This window comes from Streptomyces sp. NRRL F-2664, from assembly GCF_000719345.1.
In the GTDB taxonomy this organism is placed as follows: domain Bacteria; phylum Actinomycetota; class Actinomycetes; order Streptomycetales; family Streptomycetaceae; genus Streptomyces.
On record NZ_JOFX01000023.1, the window covers coordinates 55,189 to 72,374 of the forward strand.

Here is a 17,186-nt window from a genome sequence, read left to right on the forward strand (position 1 = left end):
CTGCCACTCACGCGCGGTGACCTCACCACATAAGTTGAGCCAGAACCGGTTCTCGTGAACAGAGCCAGTCGGGCGTAGCCTCTGTGGGCCAGAGCCATGCGAGTGGAGGGCTGGTCACCACGAACCAATGGACACCGATTCGGCCCTGCTGCTTGTCCGACATCGGTGGGGTCTCATCCCAGTAGACGTAGCAGCGGCATCTGCGACGGCCTGCGGCTCCGCTATCAGCAGCACTGGCGAGGCGACATGGATGGCCGCCGGCACCAGGGCTCTCGCGGCGGTGACCTTCGCCTTTCCTCGTATCGCATGTGATCGGTGTGCTGATATTCGAGGTAGGGCGTCGGCCTGTCCTGCGGGGTTTGGTGCCGACATTGTGGTGTGCGGGTCGGGTATACGACTCATCGGTAGCGCGGATACGTCCGACCTGCTGACCGGCTACACCACCACCTACCGGGACCTGGGCGACATAGCTGCACCGTCATCCAGCCGTCGCCCGGCCACGGAACGCGCACCCTGCTCTCCCCGCCACCGCACGCGCATCGGGCCGGACGGATGGCAAGAGGTCGAGCCGAGGACCTCCCGATCCGGCCCGAATTGCAAAGATGCCCTGCTGAAGCGCAGGACGCCTCGAACGGTCCGGGCCCGTCCGACCGGCTTGCATATTCGGGAGTTGACACCGGGTGCCGTGCTGGTCCTGCTCATTCCGGTGTAGCGGCCCGGTACTACCTGGGTGCAGGTACGATTCGGTAGCCGAGATTGTCGATTTTCTCGATCCGTGACGCCCCGTCCAGTTTGCTCCGCAGCGAGGCGACGTGGACTTGGAGGGAGCGCTGTAACTCGAATCCGCCCCCGGGCCACAGGCTGTCCAAGAGCTGCTCTCGGGTGACGACCTCGCCCTGTCGCCGGGCGAGCAGGGCGAGCAGGTCGAATTGCTTGGTGGTGAGTTCGATGACCGTTCCGCTCACACGCACCTGTCGGATACTCAGCTGGATGTGCAGGGACCCCACCTGCAGGTGGTCGCCGTCTGCTGGTCGGGCCTCCAGGTGGCTGAGGATGTTGGCGGCGTGCCCGTAGCCGACCCGCGCCGAGGAGGCCCCTGATCCTGCGGGGACGGCCGCGGACGGCTCCGGTGCTCGGTAGAAGTAGCCGATGCCTCGGGCGGAGACGATGGAGGCACTTCCCACGGCGGTCGCCTCCAGTTTCCTTCGCAGGCGCGAGATGGTGGACTTGACCTTCTCCGTATCGCTGTCGACGTCCTCCCAGGCCCGGGCGAGCAGCTTTTCCGAGGGCTGCACAACGCCCGAGTTGCGCACGAGAAGATCGAGCACACGGAACTCCGTGCGGGTGAGCTGCAGCGGGGTGCCGGCCACGGAGGCTTCCGACGACTGGGAGACGAGCCGAATCAGGCCGTCGTCCCAGACGCCTTCCGCCCACTGCTCCGGGGAGGAACGCCGACGCAGTACCCGGTCCATGCGGGCGAGGAGTTCCGCGACTCGGACGGGCTTGACGAGGTAGTCGTCCGCGCCTTGGCTCCAGCCCTGCAGGAGCGCCCCGACGTCGTCTCGGGCCGTGACGACGATGACCGGTACGTCACTGACCGTCCGCAGGCGGGTCAGGACCTGGGCGCCGTCGATGTCGGGGAGGCCGAGGTCCAACAGGATCAGGTCGGGACGCTGCTTGTTCGCCGTACGCAGGCCGGCGGATCCGGAGGCTTCGTGCAGGACGGTGTAGTGGTGCTCGCTGAGTCGTTTCGCCAGGGCGGCCCGGACGCCCGGATCATCCTCGATGAGGAGGACACGCGCCTTGCGGCGGCCGGGGGCCGGCGGGAGGGCCGGTGCCGGCTCGGGCGCCGGCGGCCGGTGTTTCGCCTCGGGTACGGGTTGCGCCAGCGGGTCCAAAGGCTGAGCGTCCACGGTCGAGGCCGTTACTCCTGCCTTCGTCAGGAACGCCGTCGTGAACTCCCGGCATTCCGCGTACACCTGGAGCTCGGTGCCGTCCACGGTCAGGACATGCCGGGCACGGCGTTCACACCGATGGCCCGCGATGTCCGTCGCACACTGCTGCGCCGCGGGGTCCGGTGACGTCCGCACCCTGGCACGGGAGCGCCGGGCCGCGGATCTGCAGACGTCGGAGCAGTACCGGCGGGGCCGGCCGGTTTCCGCAGCCGCCGGCAGCGGCCCCTCACACTCCCGGCAGCGCCCCTGCTCGGTTCCCATGACGCAACCTCCTCGTGGACACGAGGCGAGCATGACACGAAACTGCTTTCGTGACGGCCTGTGAGAGCACCTGCAGGAGGGGGCACTTGGCGCAAGACGCGGTTCGTGGTCTCCTGGGTGGGGAGGGCCTGACCGCCAGTCGGCGGCCAGACCCCCCTCGGTTTCATGGCCGCTCGTGCTTGCCGGCGTCGACAGCCATGTCACCCAACGCGATGAGAGCCCTCGCCCCCTGGGCGAGGGCTTCGTGGTGCTTGAGGACGGCCACGGTCTCCCCTATGAGGAGTACCGCCCGCAATCCGGTCCACCACGAACTCACATCCCGTGTACGCCAACTCCTGGCCGTACCGCGCCCGGCTGAGGAGGGCTGGTCGCCCTCGACCTCCGCGCCCCGGCCATCGGGCCCTGGGGAACTACACATCCGCTACCTCCGCTCGACAGCGACCGCGACCCTCGCGAACTGTCGCGACGAGCACGCGTGGGATGCGCGAGCCGCCGGTATGCCGTGCGGAAGAAGCTGTGGTTGCGTGGATTCCCCTGGCTTTGAAGAGGCCCGCCTACGGTCGCCCAGAGCAGCCACCGGCGGCAAGTAGGCGCAATGAACGTAGCGTCAGCCACCCACCGGCCGACGGTTGACCGCCTGCGTCGCTGCGGCCCCGGCGCCTGTCTGGACCACCACGACGGACAGCCCCGTATTCGCGCTGCCTGACTGGCTATCGGACGGGCACCGCAGGGCGGCAGCGTGCGGCGGTGGCGTCGTGGGGGTCCGGTTCGGTAAGCAAGTGGGCAGGGCTGTCAGGGCACGGCTCCGGCTGCCACGACGAGCGCCATTGCAGCACCGGGCCGCCGTCCGTCCGGACGGCGGCCCGGTGCTGGACCCCACCTGGGACGACTAACCAGGCCGGGCGCACATCGGCAGCGCACCACCGTGCCGGCTGCGCGCCGCCCCGCTGCGCCCTGTGTAGAGTGGCCTCACCGACGCGGGGTGGAGCAGCTCGGTAGCTCGCTGGGCTCATAACCCAGAGGTCGCAGGTTCAAATCCTGTCCCCGCTACTGACCGAAGGGCCCGGATCCGTCCGGGCCCTTCGCCGTATCTGAACCCGACGCCCACGAGCCCGGCGGAGCCCCCGTACCCGCGGGACGACGTTGCCGGGGGAGACGCGGCTGCGGTCGCCAGCGCACGGCCGACCAGCCCGCCGTGACGACCGATGGAGATCCATACGCCGTCGAGCGTGCTCACCTCCGCCTCGATGACGGCGCGGCGCCCGGCCACCTCGGCCCAGCCGCGCACCGCGCACGATCAGACGCAGCTGACCGACCCTCCCCGCGAACTACCATCACCCGGCGTCGGCGGACGCGGCCACTGGATACGGGCCCGGCCGTGCCGGGCCCAGGCCGCGCCGCGCTCAGCCCGTGCGGGCGTCCGATCTGCTTCCAGGTCGTCTCGCCGTCCTGTCGGATCCCGCACCTAGGCTGTGACTGCAATCGATCAAGGAGCAGAGCAGTGCGAATAGAGCGTCACCAGGTGGGCCAGGCGGCCCTGTCGGCAGCGCGCGAGGACTTCACGAACCGCATCGGCGGCCAGGTGCACTCCATGTCGAGGGCCGGCCGGATGGCGACCTACGCATGGCAGTCGATCGCGGAGGAGTTCCTCGACTACCTGGGCGCCCTCTCCGTCGAGACACCCGACCTCGACACCCCGGAGGCCAAGGCCGCCCTCAAGGACGCCTCCGAAGCCGCGGCCGGTGCCGTCGCCTACGCCGCGTACCACCCGCACTGCACGTTCAACGTCTTCCTGGCGTACGTGAATTTCGGCATGAGCTACGACCCGGGTGACGACTCGCCCGAGGAGATGGTCACGCCGGGGGACTGGATCGACGCGCTGTGCCTGGCGGTGCTCCGGGACAAGGCGAAGTGGCACGGCGAGGCCTTCCACTTCGCCCGGCAGAAGTTCGCTGAGCAGGCCAAGGGAACGCCGCTGGGTGAGCTCGCCACCGGCCTGACGGCTGTGGTCCTGGACGACACGGGCGACGACGAGGAGTACCCGCCGAGCGCGCGGGCCAAGCTCGCCGCCGTCGACGCCGCTCTGGACCGGATCCGGATCCGCGCCGAGGAGACCGGGGAGCCCCTGCTGGACCACCTGGACAGCGCGGCGCTGCGGACGCTGAGGGCTCTGGCGGCCGAGGACAAGGAGGCGTTCGACAGTGCTCTGGCCGGCCTGCTGAGCCGGGAGTCGACCCTGCACGGGCCCAAGGCTTCGCCGAGCAGCCTGCTCCCGCTCGTCCCCATCGCCTTCGCGGCGCTCGCGTACCGGACGCTGGGCTGGGAGCCGGCTGTCCGCAGCGACTACCTCCCGCACGCGCTGGTCACCGGCTTCGAGACGCCGGGACCGCGCGTCGCGGGGTTCGGCCGGGACCGGCGGCCGGACGCTATCGCCGCGCTCGCCGCCGGCCCGCTGGTGGTGGAGCGGCCGGCCTGCGAGCGGGAGGGGATCGAGCGGATCGAGGCCATGTACGAGCAACACCTCCAGGAGGCGTTCACTCCCGTCGGCGGCAAGTCCCTCCCTGTCTGGCGTCTGGGCAGCGTCCTGGAGGACCAGCAGCGCCTGTTCCGGTGGCGGTCGGGAAATCCCGGCGACATCGCGGACGCGCAGCTCGCCACTCTCCGGCTGGCCTCACAGACGGGCGCTGCCCTGTTCCGCATCGCACTGGCCGAGCCGGACACCGAGGTCGAGGTGTCCATCGGCGGCCGCACCCTGCGCTACCCGGCCAAGCGCGGGAGGGAAGCCGGCCCCGGGTACTGGCAGATGGCCGTCTCCTTTGCCCTGATCACCGGCGTGCGCGAGGACCTCGCGCCGCTGGTGCTCACCGGCCCCACCTTCGCAGGCCCGGACGGCTCCGCGTTCACCGCGTACCGCGAAGCCCTCCACGCCTACCTCAAGGGCGCCGAGCCCGAAGCAGCCACACAGCGGGCGCTGCACGAGGCGGAGAAGGCCAAGGACTGGGGATTCGCGATGCCGCCGACCGTGCTGCTGTCGCAGCTCGTGGAAGGCGACGAGGAGAGCTTCAACCTGGCCCTGGCCGACGCGCTCGAAGCCCACCGCGCCCACTACGAGGTCGCCGACCGCGCCGACGGCCCCGAGGTTTCCGTCAACCTCGACGTCCTCGCGCTCGCCTGCCACGCCCGCCGCCGCGGCTGGAACATCCGCGTCGAGTCTCCTTACCTGCCGCAGTACCTCCTGGCGGCCGCCGAACCCTTCTGAAGGGTGGTGCAGAAGGTCCACTTCGAGGAGGCCGGTGTGGTGCCTGGCCTGCTGCTTCCCCGTGCCATGGCGAGGTTGTGCATGGTGGGGACGGCCTGGACGGCGTGGTGGAGGCCGTCGCCCTCCTGCCGGCAGTCGCGGAGGATCTTCCAGTTCTTCATGCAGGCGAAGGTGTGCCGAGGAACTCCGGGAACCGAGCCTTCTGCAACACCCTTCAGCGTGCCATCCCGTGGACCCGCGGCGTCGGGGTGGGACGAGTCCGGGACAGCTTCGCGGCCCGGCCGCGGGCCGCTTCGAACGCCATGACCGGATTCCCCGCCTCGCGCCAGGGGTGGGCTCCGCACCATGGCCCGATCCGGCGGAACTGCTCCAGGGCCGGCGCGTACATCATCGACCGGAGCATGTAGTGCGCCAGCAGGTGCCGCAGGACCGGCAGGCGCTCGTCGTCGGACGCGACCTGGTCGAACGAGGCGGCGATCCGCTTCAGCAGACTCCTCGTCATCGGAGTCACGGGCAGCGCGAAAGCGGCGGACCGCTCGGTGAGCTCGCTCAGCGCGTGCAGGTAGATCCCGGCGAGCGGGCTGCCGGGCGGGGCCTTGTGAACGGCCTGTCGGGCGAACCGCATCATCCGCCGGTCACTGCCGTACCACTTGGCGCACCAGTACTGGAGGGCCTGCGCGTGCCCCTCGTAGTGGTGGGGCGCGCGTTCGACGAGGCCCTCCCACAGCGGCCTGAACCGGGAGCGGTCGTACTGCGCCCCGCGCGCCGCCGTGACCATGACGACCCAGGGACCCGGGTTCGCAGGGTCGAGCAGCGCCGCCTTCCGGGCCTCCTCGATCGCGGCCGGCAGCATGGCGCGGAAGCGGTTCATGTCGGAGGCGGGAACCGCGTGGGCGTAGGCGCTGCCCCGGATCTCCCAAGCCTGGCGGACCATGATGCTCGCGTGCAGGGTTGCCGCGTCGCAGTTGTCCGGCTCGGCGGCGCGCCAGGCGTCGAGCCAGGCATCGTCCCTCTGGGCGACGTGCTTCAGGAGCTCCAGCCGGTCCCACCGCTCGTCCCAGTCCTCGCCCGCAGCCCGGACGTACCGTTCGGCGGCTTTCCAGTCCCCTTCCCACGCGGCGTCGGCGACGGCCTGCCTCTCCTCGGCCCGGTGCGCCGACGGGGGCGGACCGGAGCGCCGCGAGCTGAGCTGCTCGCGGGGCGGAAGGCCGTAGTCGGACGCTACGAAGTGCTTGCCGACCCAGCGGTCGACGCGGCCGGGGCTGATGAAGAGGCGGTGGAGGAGGACGAGAAACACGCCGAGTACGACGGCGAGGAAGAGGGTCACGGCGGGGAATGATTCCCGAACTGATCACTCTCCGCAATAGTCAAGGCCAAGGATAAGGCGAGGTCAGAGCAGGGGGCGGGGTCGCGGCCGTCAGCTCAGGAGGGGCAGGACGGCGGCCGGGACCTCGCCGCCCCGGCCGGACAAACACCACCCGTCCGGGAATAAGGGGGCGAGCGGCGGCCGACGGGGGAAGGGTCTGGGGAAACGGATGTGCGATTGTCGGTGCTGCGTGATAGTCACTACCCTCACGGGAGGTGACCAACGCCCTCCCCGTTCGAACGCAACAAGGGGTGGGGGGCATGGCATTGCTCCGTCAATGGGGACTCACGCTGGGCAAATGGGCTGGTAGGCCCGTCGCGCAGGTCCAGGAGGATTCGGGCGATCCCGACGTACGGCGCGTGCGCGAGGCCGCCGCGGCAGCGGACTGGGCCGCCGTGCGCGGGGTGCTCGAAGCGCGCCCTGAGAGCGAGGACCGGACCGAGCTGCTGTGGGCCGTCGGCGATACCGCGGGGGTGGAGCGGTGGATCGCCAAGGTCCTCGAAGCGGATCCCGAGGCCGCCCTGCCCCGGCTCGTGGCCGGGATCCGCCACATCAGCTGGGGCTGGGAGGCGCGGACCGGGGCCCGGGCCAAGGACGTCTCCCGCGAGCAGTTCGAGGTCTTCCACGCGAGGCTGCGTACCGCCGAGGCATACCTGTACGAGGTTGCGGAGCGAGAGCCCCTCTGGACCTCGCCCTGGTACGGCCTCCAGATCACCGGCCGCGGACTCCAGGTCGGGCAGACGACCGCCCGACGCCGCTTCGAGGCGACGGTGCGCCGCGACCCGCACCACCTCGGAGCGCACCAGCAGCAACTGCAGCAGGTCTGCGACAAGTGGGGCGGATCGCACGAGGAGATGCACGCCTTCGCCCGCGCGTCCGCTTTCGGCGCCCCCGCCGGAACGCGGCTGGGTCAGCTCGTCGCCATCGCCCACCTCGAGCACTGGCTCTCCCTCGACGCCGGACCGGACGCCGCCTACATGCGCCGGCCCGAGGTCGCGGCCTCCTTGCAGGAGGCGGCCGACCACTCCTACCGCCACCCGGACTTCGTCCGGACCGGAGGGTGGATCCAGGTCCTCAACACGTTCGCGATGGCCTTCTCGCTGGCCGGGGACCGTGAGGCCGCAAAGGAGTGCTTCCGCATCACCGACGGCCGCGTGACGGAGTTTCCCTGGTACTACCTGAACGGCTCCGATCCGGCCGCGGCGTACCGCAAGCAGCGGTCGTCCATCGGACGCTGATCGCACGGGAGCCACCGGAGCGATCGGAGCAACGAGAACGACGGGGCCGCGGGGGCCGCGGGGGCCCGCGAAGGCCGTGATCGCGAAAGTCCCACCCGGCCGCCCACCCCTCACCAGGTGCCCGGCCAGGACGGCCGGTTCTCCGTGCCCCTTCCTCCCCTCCCCGGCAGCTGCCGCCTCCACCCCCGCCGCACACCCGTGCACCCCTTCCCTCCGCTGACCCGCCCACGCCGCTCGCGGCCGCGGGACGCGCCCACCGAAAGACTTCGCCAGGTGCCCCACTCAGAGACTGCCCACACCTTCCAGGTCGACCTGCGCGGCCTGGTCGACCTGCTGTCCCACCACCTCTACTCCAGTCCCCGCGTCTACCTTCGCGAGCTGCTGCAGAACGCCGTGGACGCCATCACCGCCCGGCAGGCCGTCGCCCCAGGCGCCCCCGCCACCATCACGGTCCGCACCGGCGACACCCTCACCGTCACGGACACCGGCATCGGCCTGACCGAGGCCGATGTCCACCGCTTCCTCGCCACGATCGGCCGCAGCTCCAAGCGGACCGCCGACGGCGTCCTCGACGGGGCCGGCCTCGACACCGCCCGCGGTGACTTCATCGGCCAGTTCGGCATCGGACTGCTCGCCTGCTTCGTCGTCGCCGACGAGATCACGGTGCTCAGCCGGTCCGCCGCCCACCCTTCGGCGCCCGCCGTCGAATGGCGCGGCCACTCCGACGGCCGCTACACCATCCGCACCCTGCCCGCCTCGGCCGTGCCCGAGCCCGGCACCACCGTCCGCCTGACCCCGCGCGCCGACAACGCCGAGTGGACCACCCCGCAGCAGGTCATCTCGCTGGCCCGCCACTACGGCGGACTGCTGCGCCACCAGGTCACCGTCGTCGACCCGCACGGCGAAACCCACCAGATCAACGACACACCCCCGTGGGAACGCGCCCACCGCTCCCCGCTGGCCCGCCGCGAGGCGATGATCGCCTACTGCCGGAGCCTCTTCGACTTCACCCCCCTCGACACCATCGAACTCGACCTGCCGGCCGCGGGGCTGCGCGGCGTCGCCTACGTCCTGCCCGCGGCCGTGAGCCCGGCCCAGCGCGCCGGCCACCGCGTCCACCTCAAGGGCATGCTCCTCACCGACCAGGCGCCCGAACTGCTCCCGGAGTGGGCGTTCTTCGTTCGCTGCGTCATTGACACCACCAGCCTGCGCCCCACCGCCTCCCGCGAAGCCCTCTACGAGGACGGCACCCTGTCCGCCGTACGGGACGCCCTCGGCGACCGGATCCGCGACTGGCTCACCGGACTGGCCGCCAGCGACCCGTCCCTGCTGCACCGCTTCATCGACACACACCACCTCGCCGTCAAGGCCCTCGCCCGCTACGACGACGAGCTGCTGCGCATCGTGCTGCCCTGGCTGCCGTTCGAAACCACCGACGGCAACGTCACCTTGGAGGAGTTCACGCGGACGCACCCGACCCTCCTGGTCACCCGGAGCGTCGAGGAGTTCCGACAGGTCGCGCCCATCGCCGCGGCTGCCGGTCTGGGCGTCGTCAACGGCGGCTACACCTACGACCGCGACCTCGTGCACCGGCTGCCGGAGATCCGCCCCGGCACGGCCGTCACCGACCTCGACCCAGCCACCGTCACCGCCCACCTCGACGCCGTCGACCCGTCCGCGGAACTGCGCGCTGCGGCCTTCCTCGCCGTGGCCCGCGAGACCATCGGCCTCCACGACTGTGACGTCGTCCTGCGCGACTTCCAGCCCGTCACCGCCCCCGCCCTGCTCCTCGACAACCGGGACGCCCGCCACGAGCGCACCCGGTCGAGCATGGCAGCCGACAGCGACGGCCTGTGGGCCGACATCCTCGGCTCGCTGCGCCACGAGACCCCGCGGGCCCAGCTCGTCCTGAACCACCTCAACCCGCTGGTCCGCCAGGCCCTCACCATCACCGAACGCGGACTGGCCGTCACCACGGCCGAGGCCCTCTACGGCCAAGCCCTCCTGCTCAGCCGCCGCCCCCTGCGCGCCGGCGAGAGCGCCCTGCTCAACCGGGCCTTCATCGGCCTGCTCACCCACGCCATGCACCACAACGCCACGGCGGCACCCGGCTCCGAGCCCCGGAAGGAACTGTAGATGCTGGACACCCCCGAGGCCGTCGTCGAAGCGCTCCGCGAGAACAACGACCGCCCCCACGGCCTGCAGCGCACCATCACCGCCGAGGAGCTCGTCGAGGCGGCCGAATCCTGTGGCGAACCCGCCAAGCCCGACGTCCTCGTCACCGCCCTGCTGGAGCTGATGGAGGCGTACGAGCACACCGGCGAGCACCGCAAGTCCCCCGTCGTGTTCGCCCGGGTTCTCAAGCTCTGGGACACCGCCCCCGCAGCCTTCAGCCAGTGGGAGGCCCACCAGGTCTTCTGGCGCTTCAAGTGGGTGACGACCTCCCTCCTCCAGGTACCCGAAATGCCCCTGGCCACGATCCAGGGGTGGATCGAGCAGATGCGCACCCGCTACGCGGACGCCGACCACGGCATGCAGCCGGTCGCGGCGATGCGCTACCACGTCGCGCACCACACCGGCGAAGGCCTCGCCGACGCCTACGACCTCTGGGTCACCCGCCCCCGTACGGAGCTGAGCGACTGCGAGGCCTGCGAGGTCCGGTGCCTCGCCGAGCACCGGGTGACCTCGGGCGACGACGCCGCAGCACTGGAGGTCTGGCAGCCGGTCCTCGAAGGGGATACGAACTGCACCGAGGAACCGCAGATGAGCCAGGCGCGCGCCCTGCTGCCGCTGCTGCGCGTCGGCCGCACCGACGAGGCCCGCTCGCACCACCTCACCGGCTACCGCCGGGTCCGCGGCAACACCGGCATGCAGGACGAGGTCGGCCTCCACCTGGAGTTCTGCGCCCTCTCCCGCAACGAAGGCCGAGGGCTGGAGATCCTCGCGGAGAACCGCCCGCTGTTCGAGGCGACCGGCGCGCCCCTGGCCCACCTCGGCTTCCTCACCGGCGTCGAAGTGCTGCTGACCCGCCTCGCCGAGGACGGACACACCGACACGGCCGTGGCGGGCCCGCCCGGACGCAACTGGACCGCCGGCGCACTCCTCGCCCACGTCCGGGCCGAGGCGGACCGGCTCGCCGCCGCGTTCGACGCGCGCAACGCCACCACCGCCGTGGGGGACAGGCGCCGCAAGCGTCTCGAGCAGCGACCGTTGCTCGCCGAGCCGCTGCCGCTCGGCCTGCGCGCCTCCCTCTCCCGCACCTCCCCCGCGCCCGCCGTGACAGCGGACGTCCCCCAGGACTTCGTCGCCCTGGTGCGCGAGGCGCGCCGTCTGGCTCTCGCCGGGCATCCGGGAGATCACCGGCTCTGGACCCGCATCGAGGAGCGACTCGCGGACGGCAGCGCCACGCACACCGAAGAACTCGGCCCGGAGGAACTGCTGCGGGCCCAGCTCGCCGAGCAGCGTGCGTTCCGGTTGTCCAAGGACGACCGCGAAGCGGAGAGCACCGCCGAGCTGAAGCGGGCCGCCGAGCTGTTCGAAGGACTGGGCATGCCCTGGCACGCCCTCTCCGCGCGCGCCCGCAGCCTGGCCTGGCTGAGCGCCTCCGACGACGCGGACCACGAGGCGGCCCGCACCGGCCTGGACGCCCTCCTGGCCGAGGCGCAACTCCTCATGTCGGAAACCGGTTTGACGCCCACCGAGCCGGAGGTCGCGCTGGAGTACCTCACCGTGCTGTACGCGGCCACTTTCGCCGCCTACCAGGAGACCGTGCGGACCCTGCCGGAGCCCGATCCCTCCGCCCGGGAGCGTTTCGAGGCGCACGCCGGGAGGCTGAAGGCGGAGGCGGAGCGCCTGTCGGTGCCCCACCACGTGGCCAACGCACTCCAGTTCCTCGCCGACCTGGCGGCCCGCGCCGGCGAGTCCGAACGCGCCGAGGAAGGCCTGCGGGCCGCCCTCGCGGCCGTGGACGCCTCCGACCGACCCTGGCGCGGCTCGCGCCCCCGCGCCCTGCTCGCCCAGCTGCTGCTCGGCAAGGGGCAGCCGGCCGAGGCGGCGGAACTCCTGCACCGGGCACTCGCCGACGCGGCCCGGTACGACGACGCCGACTTCGCGGTCGCGCCGACGTACGCCCTCCTCGGACACGCGGCCTCGCACCTCGACGACGTGCACGGCGCCGTGCGCCACCTGTCCGAGGCGGCCGCACGGTTCGACCAGGACGCAGCCCACGACGAGGCCATGGACGCACGGCTCCAGCTCGCCGATGTCCTGGCCCGGGCCGGCCGGCAGGCCGACGCCGTCGCCGTCCTGGAATCCGTACTCGCAGGTGAGGGCGCCGCCTCGGGCGACGAGCGGGCCATCGCCCAGGCCCGCCTGACCCTGGCGCGCGGACTGCGGGAGCTCGGGGAGTACCTGCCCGCGGCCGAGGAGTTCGTGCGGCTCGCGGACGCCGTCGCCGGCTGGGAGGAGGACGACCGCCAGGTCCTCACCCTGGTGGCCGCGGAGGCGGCCACCACGCTGGCGCTGGCCGATCGCTGGGACGCGGCGACCACGGCATACGAACGGGCCGTCGCCGCACATGCCGAGGCAGCGAACCCGCCTCTGATCATCCACATGATGTGCGAGTTCGCCCGCCTCACGCTCCACGCCAGGGGACCGGAGAGCCTGGACGCGGCCCTCGAGCACCTGACGCGGGCCGACGCGGTCCTCGCCGCCGTACCGCAGGACACCGACGACTTCGCCGCCTGGTACGAACGCGGCAACGTGCACTACCGCCGCGCCCGCGTCCTCGCGGAGGCCGAACGCTTCGAGCAGGCCCTGACCGAGGCGGAGGCCGCCATCGCCGCCCACGAGGAAGGCGGGGAACAGGGCGAGGTCCCGCGTGCCGAAGCCGTCCGCATTGCAGCCCTCATCGAGGGCAACGGCCTCGCCCGCTTCAAGGAGGCGGCGGCCCGCCTCACCACGGCCGCCACCCGCTGCCGCGCAGCCGACCTCCCGCACGCCGCCCACATCCTGGAGACCCTCCGCGAGGACTACATGAAGCGCTAGCAACGGGGCCCTGCCGGGAGATCGATGCTGATCGCAGCGCGGCACTTCACGTGCCCTCCACTGCTCGGGGCCCAGGGGAGCCGGCCGAACGTCGGCGGTCTCTCCTGGGCCCAGCTCTTGCGCATACCCCCCCGCGATGTTCAGCTCTTGCTCCCCGCCGGCGGTGCGTTTGCCGGTGTCCCACATCGCCCGGAGTCGTCCGTCTGCGGCGAAGGCGGTCCGGCGTCCGCCCTCCTCGGCGTATACCAGGCTCAGGGGCGCCCGGAGGGTGCGGTTCCTGACCTCCCAGCCCCACCACTCGCACCAACGACGGCCACGGTCGACCGCGTGCCCGCATCCGCCCCGACCTCCCGCTGGTGCCCACCACCACGGTCCACCAGATCGCGGACCAGGCCCCCGAAGAGCCGGTGAGCCCCCGAGGAGGTGCGGAGCTGCACCTGTGCGGGACTCGCCGCGCGGCGGCACGGTCCCGAACCAGCCGGAATCCACGTCCTGACTCGGGCGCGTGACCGCCGGGCTCCGCCCCGCCGGTAGGGTTCACTGTCATGAACACGGGTGGGGATCAAGCACAGCGGACCGAGCAGGCGGCCTACGTCTACGGGCTGACGCTCGCAGACCTTCAGGGCGTCGTCCGGGTGCGTGCCCGTCGGACGGGAGCGGGGCGTGCGGAGACGCTCCTGCCTCCCCTGGCGACCGCTGGCCTCGTGCTGGCGTTCGCGCTGTTCCGTGGGCTGCTGCCGGGCGTCGTCGTGGTCGCCGCGGTGCTGGGGCTCGGTGCCGGAGTCCTCGGAGTCGTACGGGGCCGGCGCGGTATGGCGCGCCGGCTTCACGCGGTGTGGGCTCCCTACGGGCAGTGCCGCACGGTGGTCGACGATCGAGGCGCCGTGACCACGGGCGAGACCATGTCGTACACGGTCGACTGGAAGCTCTTCACGCACTACGCCGAGACGCCGGACCTCTTCGTGCTGGTCGGGGCCCCGCGTGCGGGCTGCCTCGCGGCGGTGCCGAAGCGGGGGGCCGAGGAGCCCGCCGACGTCGACCGCCTGCGCGCGATCCTGGACCGGAACCTGCGCCGCCTCTAGGAGGCGGAGGCGCAGTCGGCGCAGGTGCCGAAGACCTCCACCGTGGGGGCGGACGTTCACGCAGCCGTGCTCGGCCGCGATGGACTCCGCCCACTTCTCCACGGCCGGACCCTCCACCTCGACGGACTTGCCGCACTTGCGGCAGACCAGATGGTGGTGGTGGCGGTCGCCGGTGGAGCAGCGCCGGTACACGGACTCGCCGTCGCTGGTGCGCGCACGGGGTGACTCGGGCTGAGGGCTGTTGCTCGCCGGGGCGGGTCAGGTGGGCGGCGGGTCCTCGGAGGTGGCGGTCAGAAGGGCCTCGGCCACGGACGTGCGGGCGTACAGCACGCAGCGTCCGGCCCGGTGGGCACTGACCAGACCCGCACCGCGCAGCGCCGTGAGGCACTGGGAGACCCCGGCCACCGACAACCCCGTGCGGCGAGCGAGTTCGGTCGTGGTGGCGGGCGAGTCCAGTTCTGCCAGCAGCAGGGAGCGCGAGCGGCCGAGTACGCGGGCCAGGGCGCCGCCCCCGCCCCGATGGACGGGACGGGGTTCCCACAGCCCGCCGATACCGCGGGCCGGGTAGGCCAGTTGCGGCGGATCGGGCGGCGCCAGCCGGGTGAACGGGACCGGCCCGGTGAAGACCGAGGGGATCAGCAGCAGGCCGGCGCCGGCCGACTGCCGAGACAGTGGCGCCCGGCGGTCGTCCAGCCGCAGGAAGCTGTCGTCCCAGCTCACCGAGGAGTGCAGTTCGCCCAGGAGGCGGCCCGCGCCGTGCTCGGCGACCTGTCGGGTCCGGTGGAAGATGTCGGCGTCGAGCACCGTGCGGATCCGCACCCAGTAGGGCGCCAGGGCCACTGTCCAGTAGGCCTCGATCTCCTCCGCCACCCGCTCCAGCAGGCGTGGTACGTCGTCGTACAGGCCGCTCAGCCCCGGGCCCAGGCGCCCCTGATCGGCCCGCAGCCGGTCGAGCTCCCCGCGGACCCTGGCGGCGGGTGCGGCCCGGATCGCGGCGAGCTCTTCCTCGAAGGTGGGGCAGGGCCCTGCGGGCGCGGGATTGAGGAAGTCGGGAACGTAGCCGGAGGGCGGCACCAGTTCGGCGAGCCGGCCGCGGTCGAGTCCCGTGGCCGCCAGCCGTGGCCGCACCTGCGCCGTCCAGGCCCGGTGCACGGGGTGTTCGTGCCCCGACCTGAGCAGCCGCAGACTGGGCCCGACCTCCCACATCGGTGAAACGGCGAACCGCATCCGCGCCAGATCGCCCACCGAGAACGCCAGTTCCGCCCGCACCGCCACCCCGAGGATTCACACATGCCTTAACCAATGGCCCGGCAGCCTACCCGCCACCGAACATCCCGTGCATGACCTCACAGACGATGACGACAGCAGGCACCTGGAAGCTCGGCGACCGCACGGTCAACCGGATCGGCTTCGGCGCGATGCGCCTGGCACAGAACGGCGAGGCCCTCATCAGCGGAGCCGTCCCGCGAGACCGCGGCCGGGCGGTCGAGGTGCTGCGCCGCGCGGTGGACCTCGGGGTGAACCACATCGACACGGCGGCGTTCTACTTCTCGCCGCTGCGCTCCGCCAACGAGCTGATCGGCCGCGCGCTGGCGCCGTACCCCAAGGACCTGGTGATCGCCACCAAGGTCGGGCCCGGCCGCGACCCCTCGGGTGAGTGGCTGCCCCACGCGCGGCCCGAACAGCTGCGCGGCCAGGTGGAGGAGAACCTCCGCCAGCTGGGTCGCGACCACCTCGACGTGGTGAACCTCCGGATCGTCGGCACCGACTCGATCGCCGAACGCTTCGGAGCGCTGGCCGAGCTCCGGCAGGCCGGCCTCGTCCGCCACCTGGGGCTGTCGAACGTCCGGCCCCACCACCTGGACGAGGCCCTGGCCATCGCGCCGGTGGTGTGCGTGCAGAACATGTATGGCATCGGTGTACAGCCGGAGCAGGACGAGTTCCTGCGCATCTGCGGCGAACGGGGTGTTGCGTTCGTGCCGTTCTACTCGATCGCAGGCACCGGACGGCAGGCGGGCGCCGTCGGGGACGACTGCGCCGAGGTGCTGGAGGTCGCGCGTGCGCACGGGGCGAGCGCGGCCCAGGTCCGGCTGGCGTGGACGCTGCAGCGGGGACCGCACGTACTGGCGATTCCCGGGACGGGGGACCCGGAGCACCTCGCGGCCAACGTGGCCGCCGGCGCCCTTCGCCTCACGGCGGCCGACCTGGCCGTTGTGGACTCCCTGCACCGAGGCCCGGGGGCGTCCTGAGTCCCGCGCCGGAGGCGCCTCCCGCGCTCGCCGCTGGGGCACACCCGGTCGGCCGGTCGGCCGGTCGGTCGGCCGGGCAGCCGGTGGAGGACGACGTCGTGCAGGGCCCCCGGAGATGGAGCGGTTGCCGCTCGGGAGGCGGGCCCCGGTCGCGGTGACGCACGGGGCGCCGTGCGGGGCTCGGTGAACCGGTCCTCCAGACCGGCCGGCTCGACCTGATGACGGACCGGGGTGGCCAGGCCGTCACCGCGGCGGCCGCCAAGACCCCACCTAGGGCCTGTTGTGAAAGTCCAGGTCGCGTGGGGTCCGGCATCGATTGAGCGTCGTTGTCAGTGGTGCTGTGCATGATCGGCGCGTCAGCCTTTCACGGAGGTAGGGAAGCACCATGTCGATCACGAACCAGCAGATAGCGGGACACGCGTTCCTGCGGCAGATGTACGACGACTCGTACTTTCCTGATCACGTGGTCGATCAAGGGAAAGCGATCCTGCTGCGGCTGTGCGAACGCGTTGAGGCCGAGCAGCCGTCGGATCTGGAGAGCCTGTATGTACTTACCCAGGCTGCGACGGAGGAGTTCAACCTGTTGGACAGGGAGTTCGTGGCGGCCGGAAGCGGGATCGAGACGGTTGCACGTGAGTGGATCTGTGACGAGTTCTGCTTCGTCGCGTCGGCATACGGGTTCACGGACGCGGATGCGGAGGAGCTGGCTTCCGGCCGGGACTGGTGAACG

General features: G+C 71.8%; 11 protein-coding genes, 1 tRNA gene and 1 pseudogene. 8 read left to right on the forward strand and 5 right to left on the reverse strand.

All coding sequences use genetic code 11. The annotated features are described in order from the left end of the window. Positions 1-722 precede the first annotated feature (722 nt). On the reverse strand, positions 723-2,000 hold the full coding sequence (locus IF89_RS40890) for a winged helix-turn-helix transcriptional regulator (RefSeq protein WP_051807346.1): 1,278 nt from the start codon (positions 1,998-2,000) through the stop codon (positions 723-725). A 1,192-nt stretch (positions 2,001-3,192) separates the two neighbouring features. Between IF89_RS40890 and IF89_RS0120660 the strand changes: the two genes are divergently transcribed. Next, a tRNA-Met gene (locus IF89_RS0120660) sits at positions 3,193-3,266 on the forward strand. Between the two features lie 472 nt (positions 3,267-3,738). Then, positions 3,739-5,475, forward strand: a complete 1,737-nt coding sequence (locus IF89_RS0120665) for an immunity 49 family protein (RefSeq protein ID WP_030770023.1) — start codon at positions 3,739-3,741, stop codon at positions 5,473-5,475. Here the strand turns inward: IF89_RS0120665 and IF89_RS49640 are convergent. Next, the gene (locus tag IF89_RS49640) at positions 5,433-5,636 is read right to left on the reverse strand and encodes a hypothetical protein (protein ID WP_420706950.1); all 204 of its coding nucleotides are present in this window, start codon (positions 5,634-5,636) and stop codon (positions 5,433-5,435) included. The two genes, IF89_RS0120665 and IF89_RS49640, sit on opposite strands and share 43 nt — an antisense overlap. Positions 5,637-5,689: 53 nt before the next feature. Beyond that, the gene (locus tag IF89_RS0120670; RefSeq protein ID WP_030770025.1) at positions 5,690-6,802 is read right to left on the reverse strand and encodes a hypothetical protein; all 1,113 of its coding nucleotides are present in this window, start codon (positions 6,800-6,802) and stop codon (positions 5,690-5,692) included. Between the two features lie 299 nt (positions 6,803-7,101). Here IF89_RS0120670 and IF89_RS0120675 point away from each other — a divergent pair, with 299 nt between their 5' ends. The 4 genes from IF89_RS0120675 to IF89_RS0120690 all read left to right on the forward strand — a co-directional run bounded on the left by IF89_RS0120675 (position 7,102) and on the right by IF89_RS0120690 (position 14,207). Continuing rightward, complete coding sequence (locus IF89_RS0120675; protein ID WP_030770032.1) at positions 7,102-8,079, forward strand: hypothetical protein; 978 nt, start codon at positions 7,102-7,104, stop codon at positions 8,077-8,079. A gap of 273 nt (positions 8,080-8,352) precedes the next feature. After that, positions 8,353-10,215: an HSP90 family protein gene (locus IF89_RS0120680; RefSeq protein WP_030770034.1), complete on the forward strand. Its 1,863-nt coding sequence runs from the start codon at positions 8,353-8,355 to the stop codon at positions 10,213-10,215. Continuing rightward, positions 10,216-13,125 carry a hypothetical protein gene (locus IF89_RS0120685; protein WP_030770035.1) on the forward strand — a complete coding sequence of 970 codons (2,910 nt, stop codon included), beginning with the start codon at positions 10,216-10,218 and terminating at the stop codon, positions 13,123-13,125. Positions 13,126-13,670: 545 nt separating this feature from the next. Further along, positions 13,671-14,207: a YcxB family protein gene (locus IF89_RS0120690; protein WP_158717900.1), complete on the forward strand. Its 537-nt coding sequence runs from the start codon at positions 13,671-13,673 to the stop codon at positions 14,205-14,207. On the opposite strand, the pseudogene IF89_RS42245 reads toward IF89_RS0120690, so the two are convergent. Continuing rightward, positions 14,204-14,420 (reverse strand): annotated as a pseudogene (locus IF89_RS42245) (Fur family transcriptional regulator); the annotation flags it as partial. The gene IF89_RS0120690 and the pseudogene IF89_RS42245 overlap by 4 nt on opposite strands. A 45-nt stretch (positions 14,421-14,465) precedes the next feature. Further along, the gene (locus tag IF89_RS0120695; protein ID WP_234327830.1) at positions 14,466-15,476 is read right to left on the reverse strand and encodes an ArsR/SmtB family transcription factor; all 1,011 of its coding nucleotides are present in this window, start codon (positions 15,474-15,476) and stop codon (positions 14,466-14,468) included. A gap of 71 nt (positions 15,477-15,547) precedes the next feature. On the opposite strand from IF89_RS0120695, the gene IF89_RS0120700 reads away from it, so the two are divergent. Both IF89_RS0120700 and IF89_RS0120705 read left to right on the forward strand, forming a co-directional pair. Further along, on the forward strand, positions 15,548-16,456 hold the full coding sequence (locus IF89_RS0120700; RefSeq protein ID WP_030770046.1) for an aldo/keto reductase: 909 nt from the start codon (positions 15,548-15,550) through the stop codon (positions 16,454-16,456). 385 nt (positions 16,457-16,841) lie between these two features. After that, on the forward strand, positions 16,842-17,183 hold the full coding sequence (locus tag IF89_RS0120705) for a DUF5713 family protein (protein ID WP_030770048.1): 342 nt from the start codon (positions 16,842-16,844) through the stop codon (positions 17,181-17,183). The last annotated feature ends 3 nt before the right edge of the window (positions 17,184-17,186 follow it).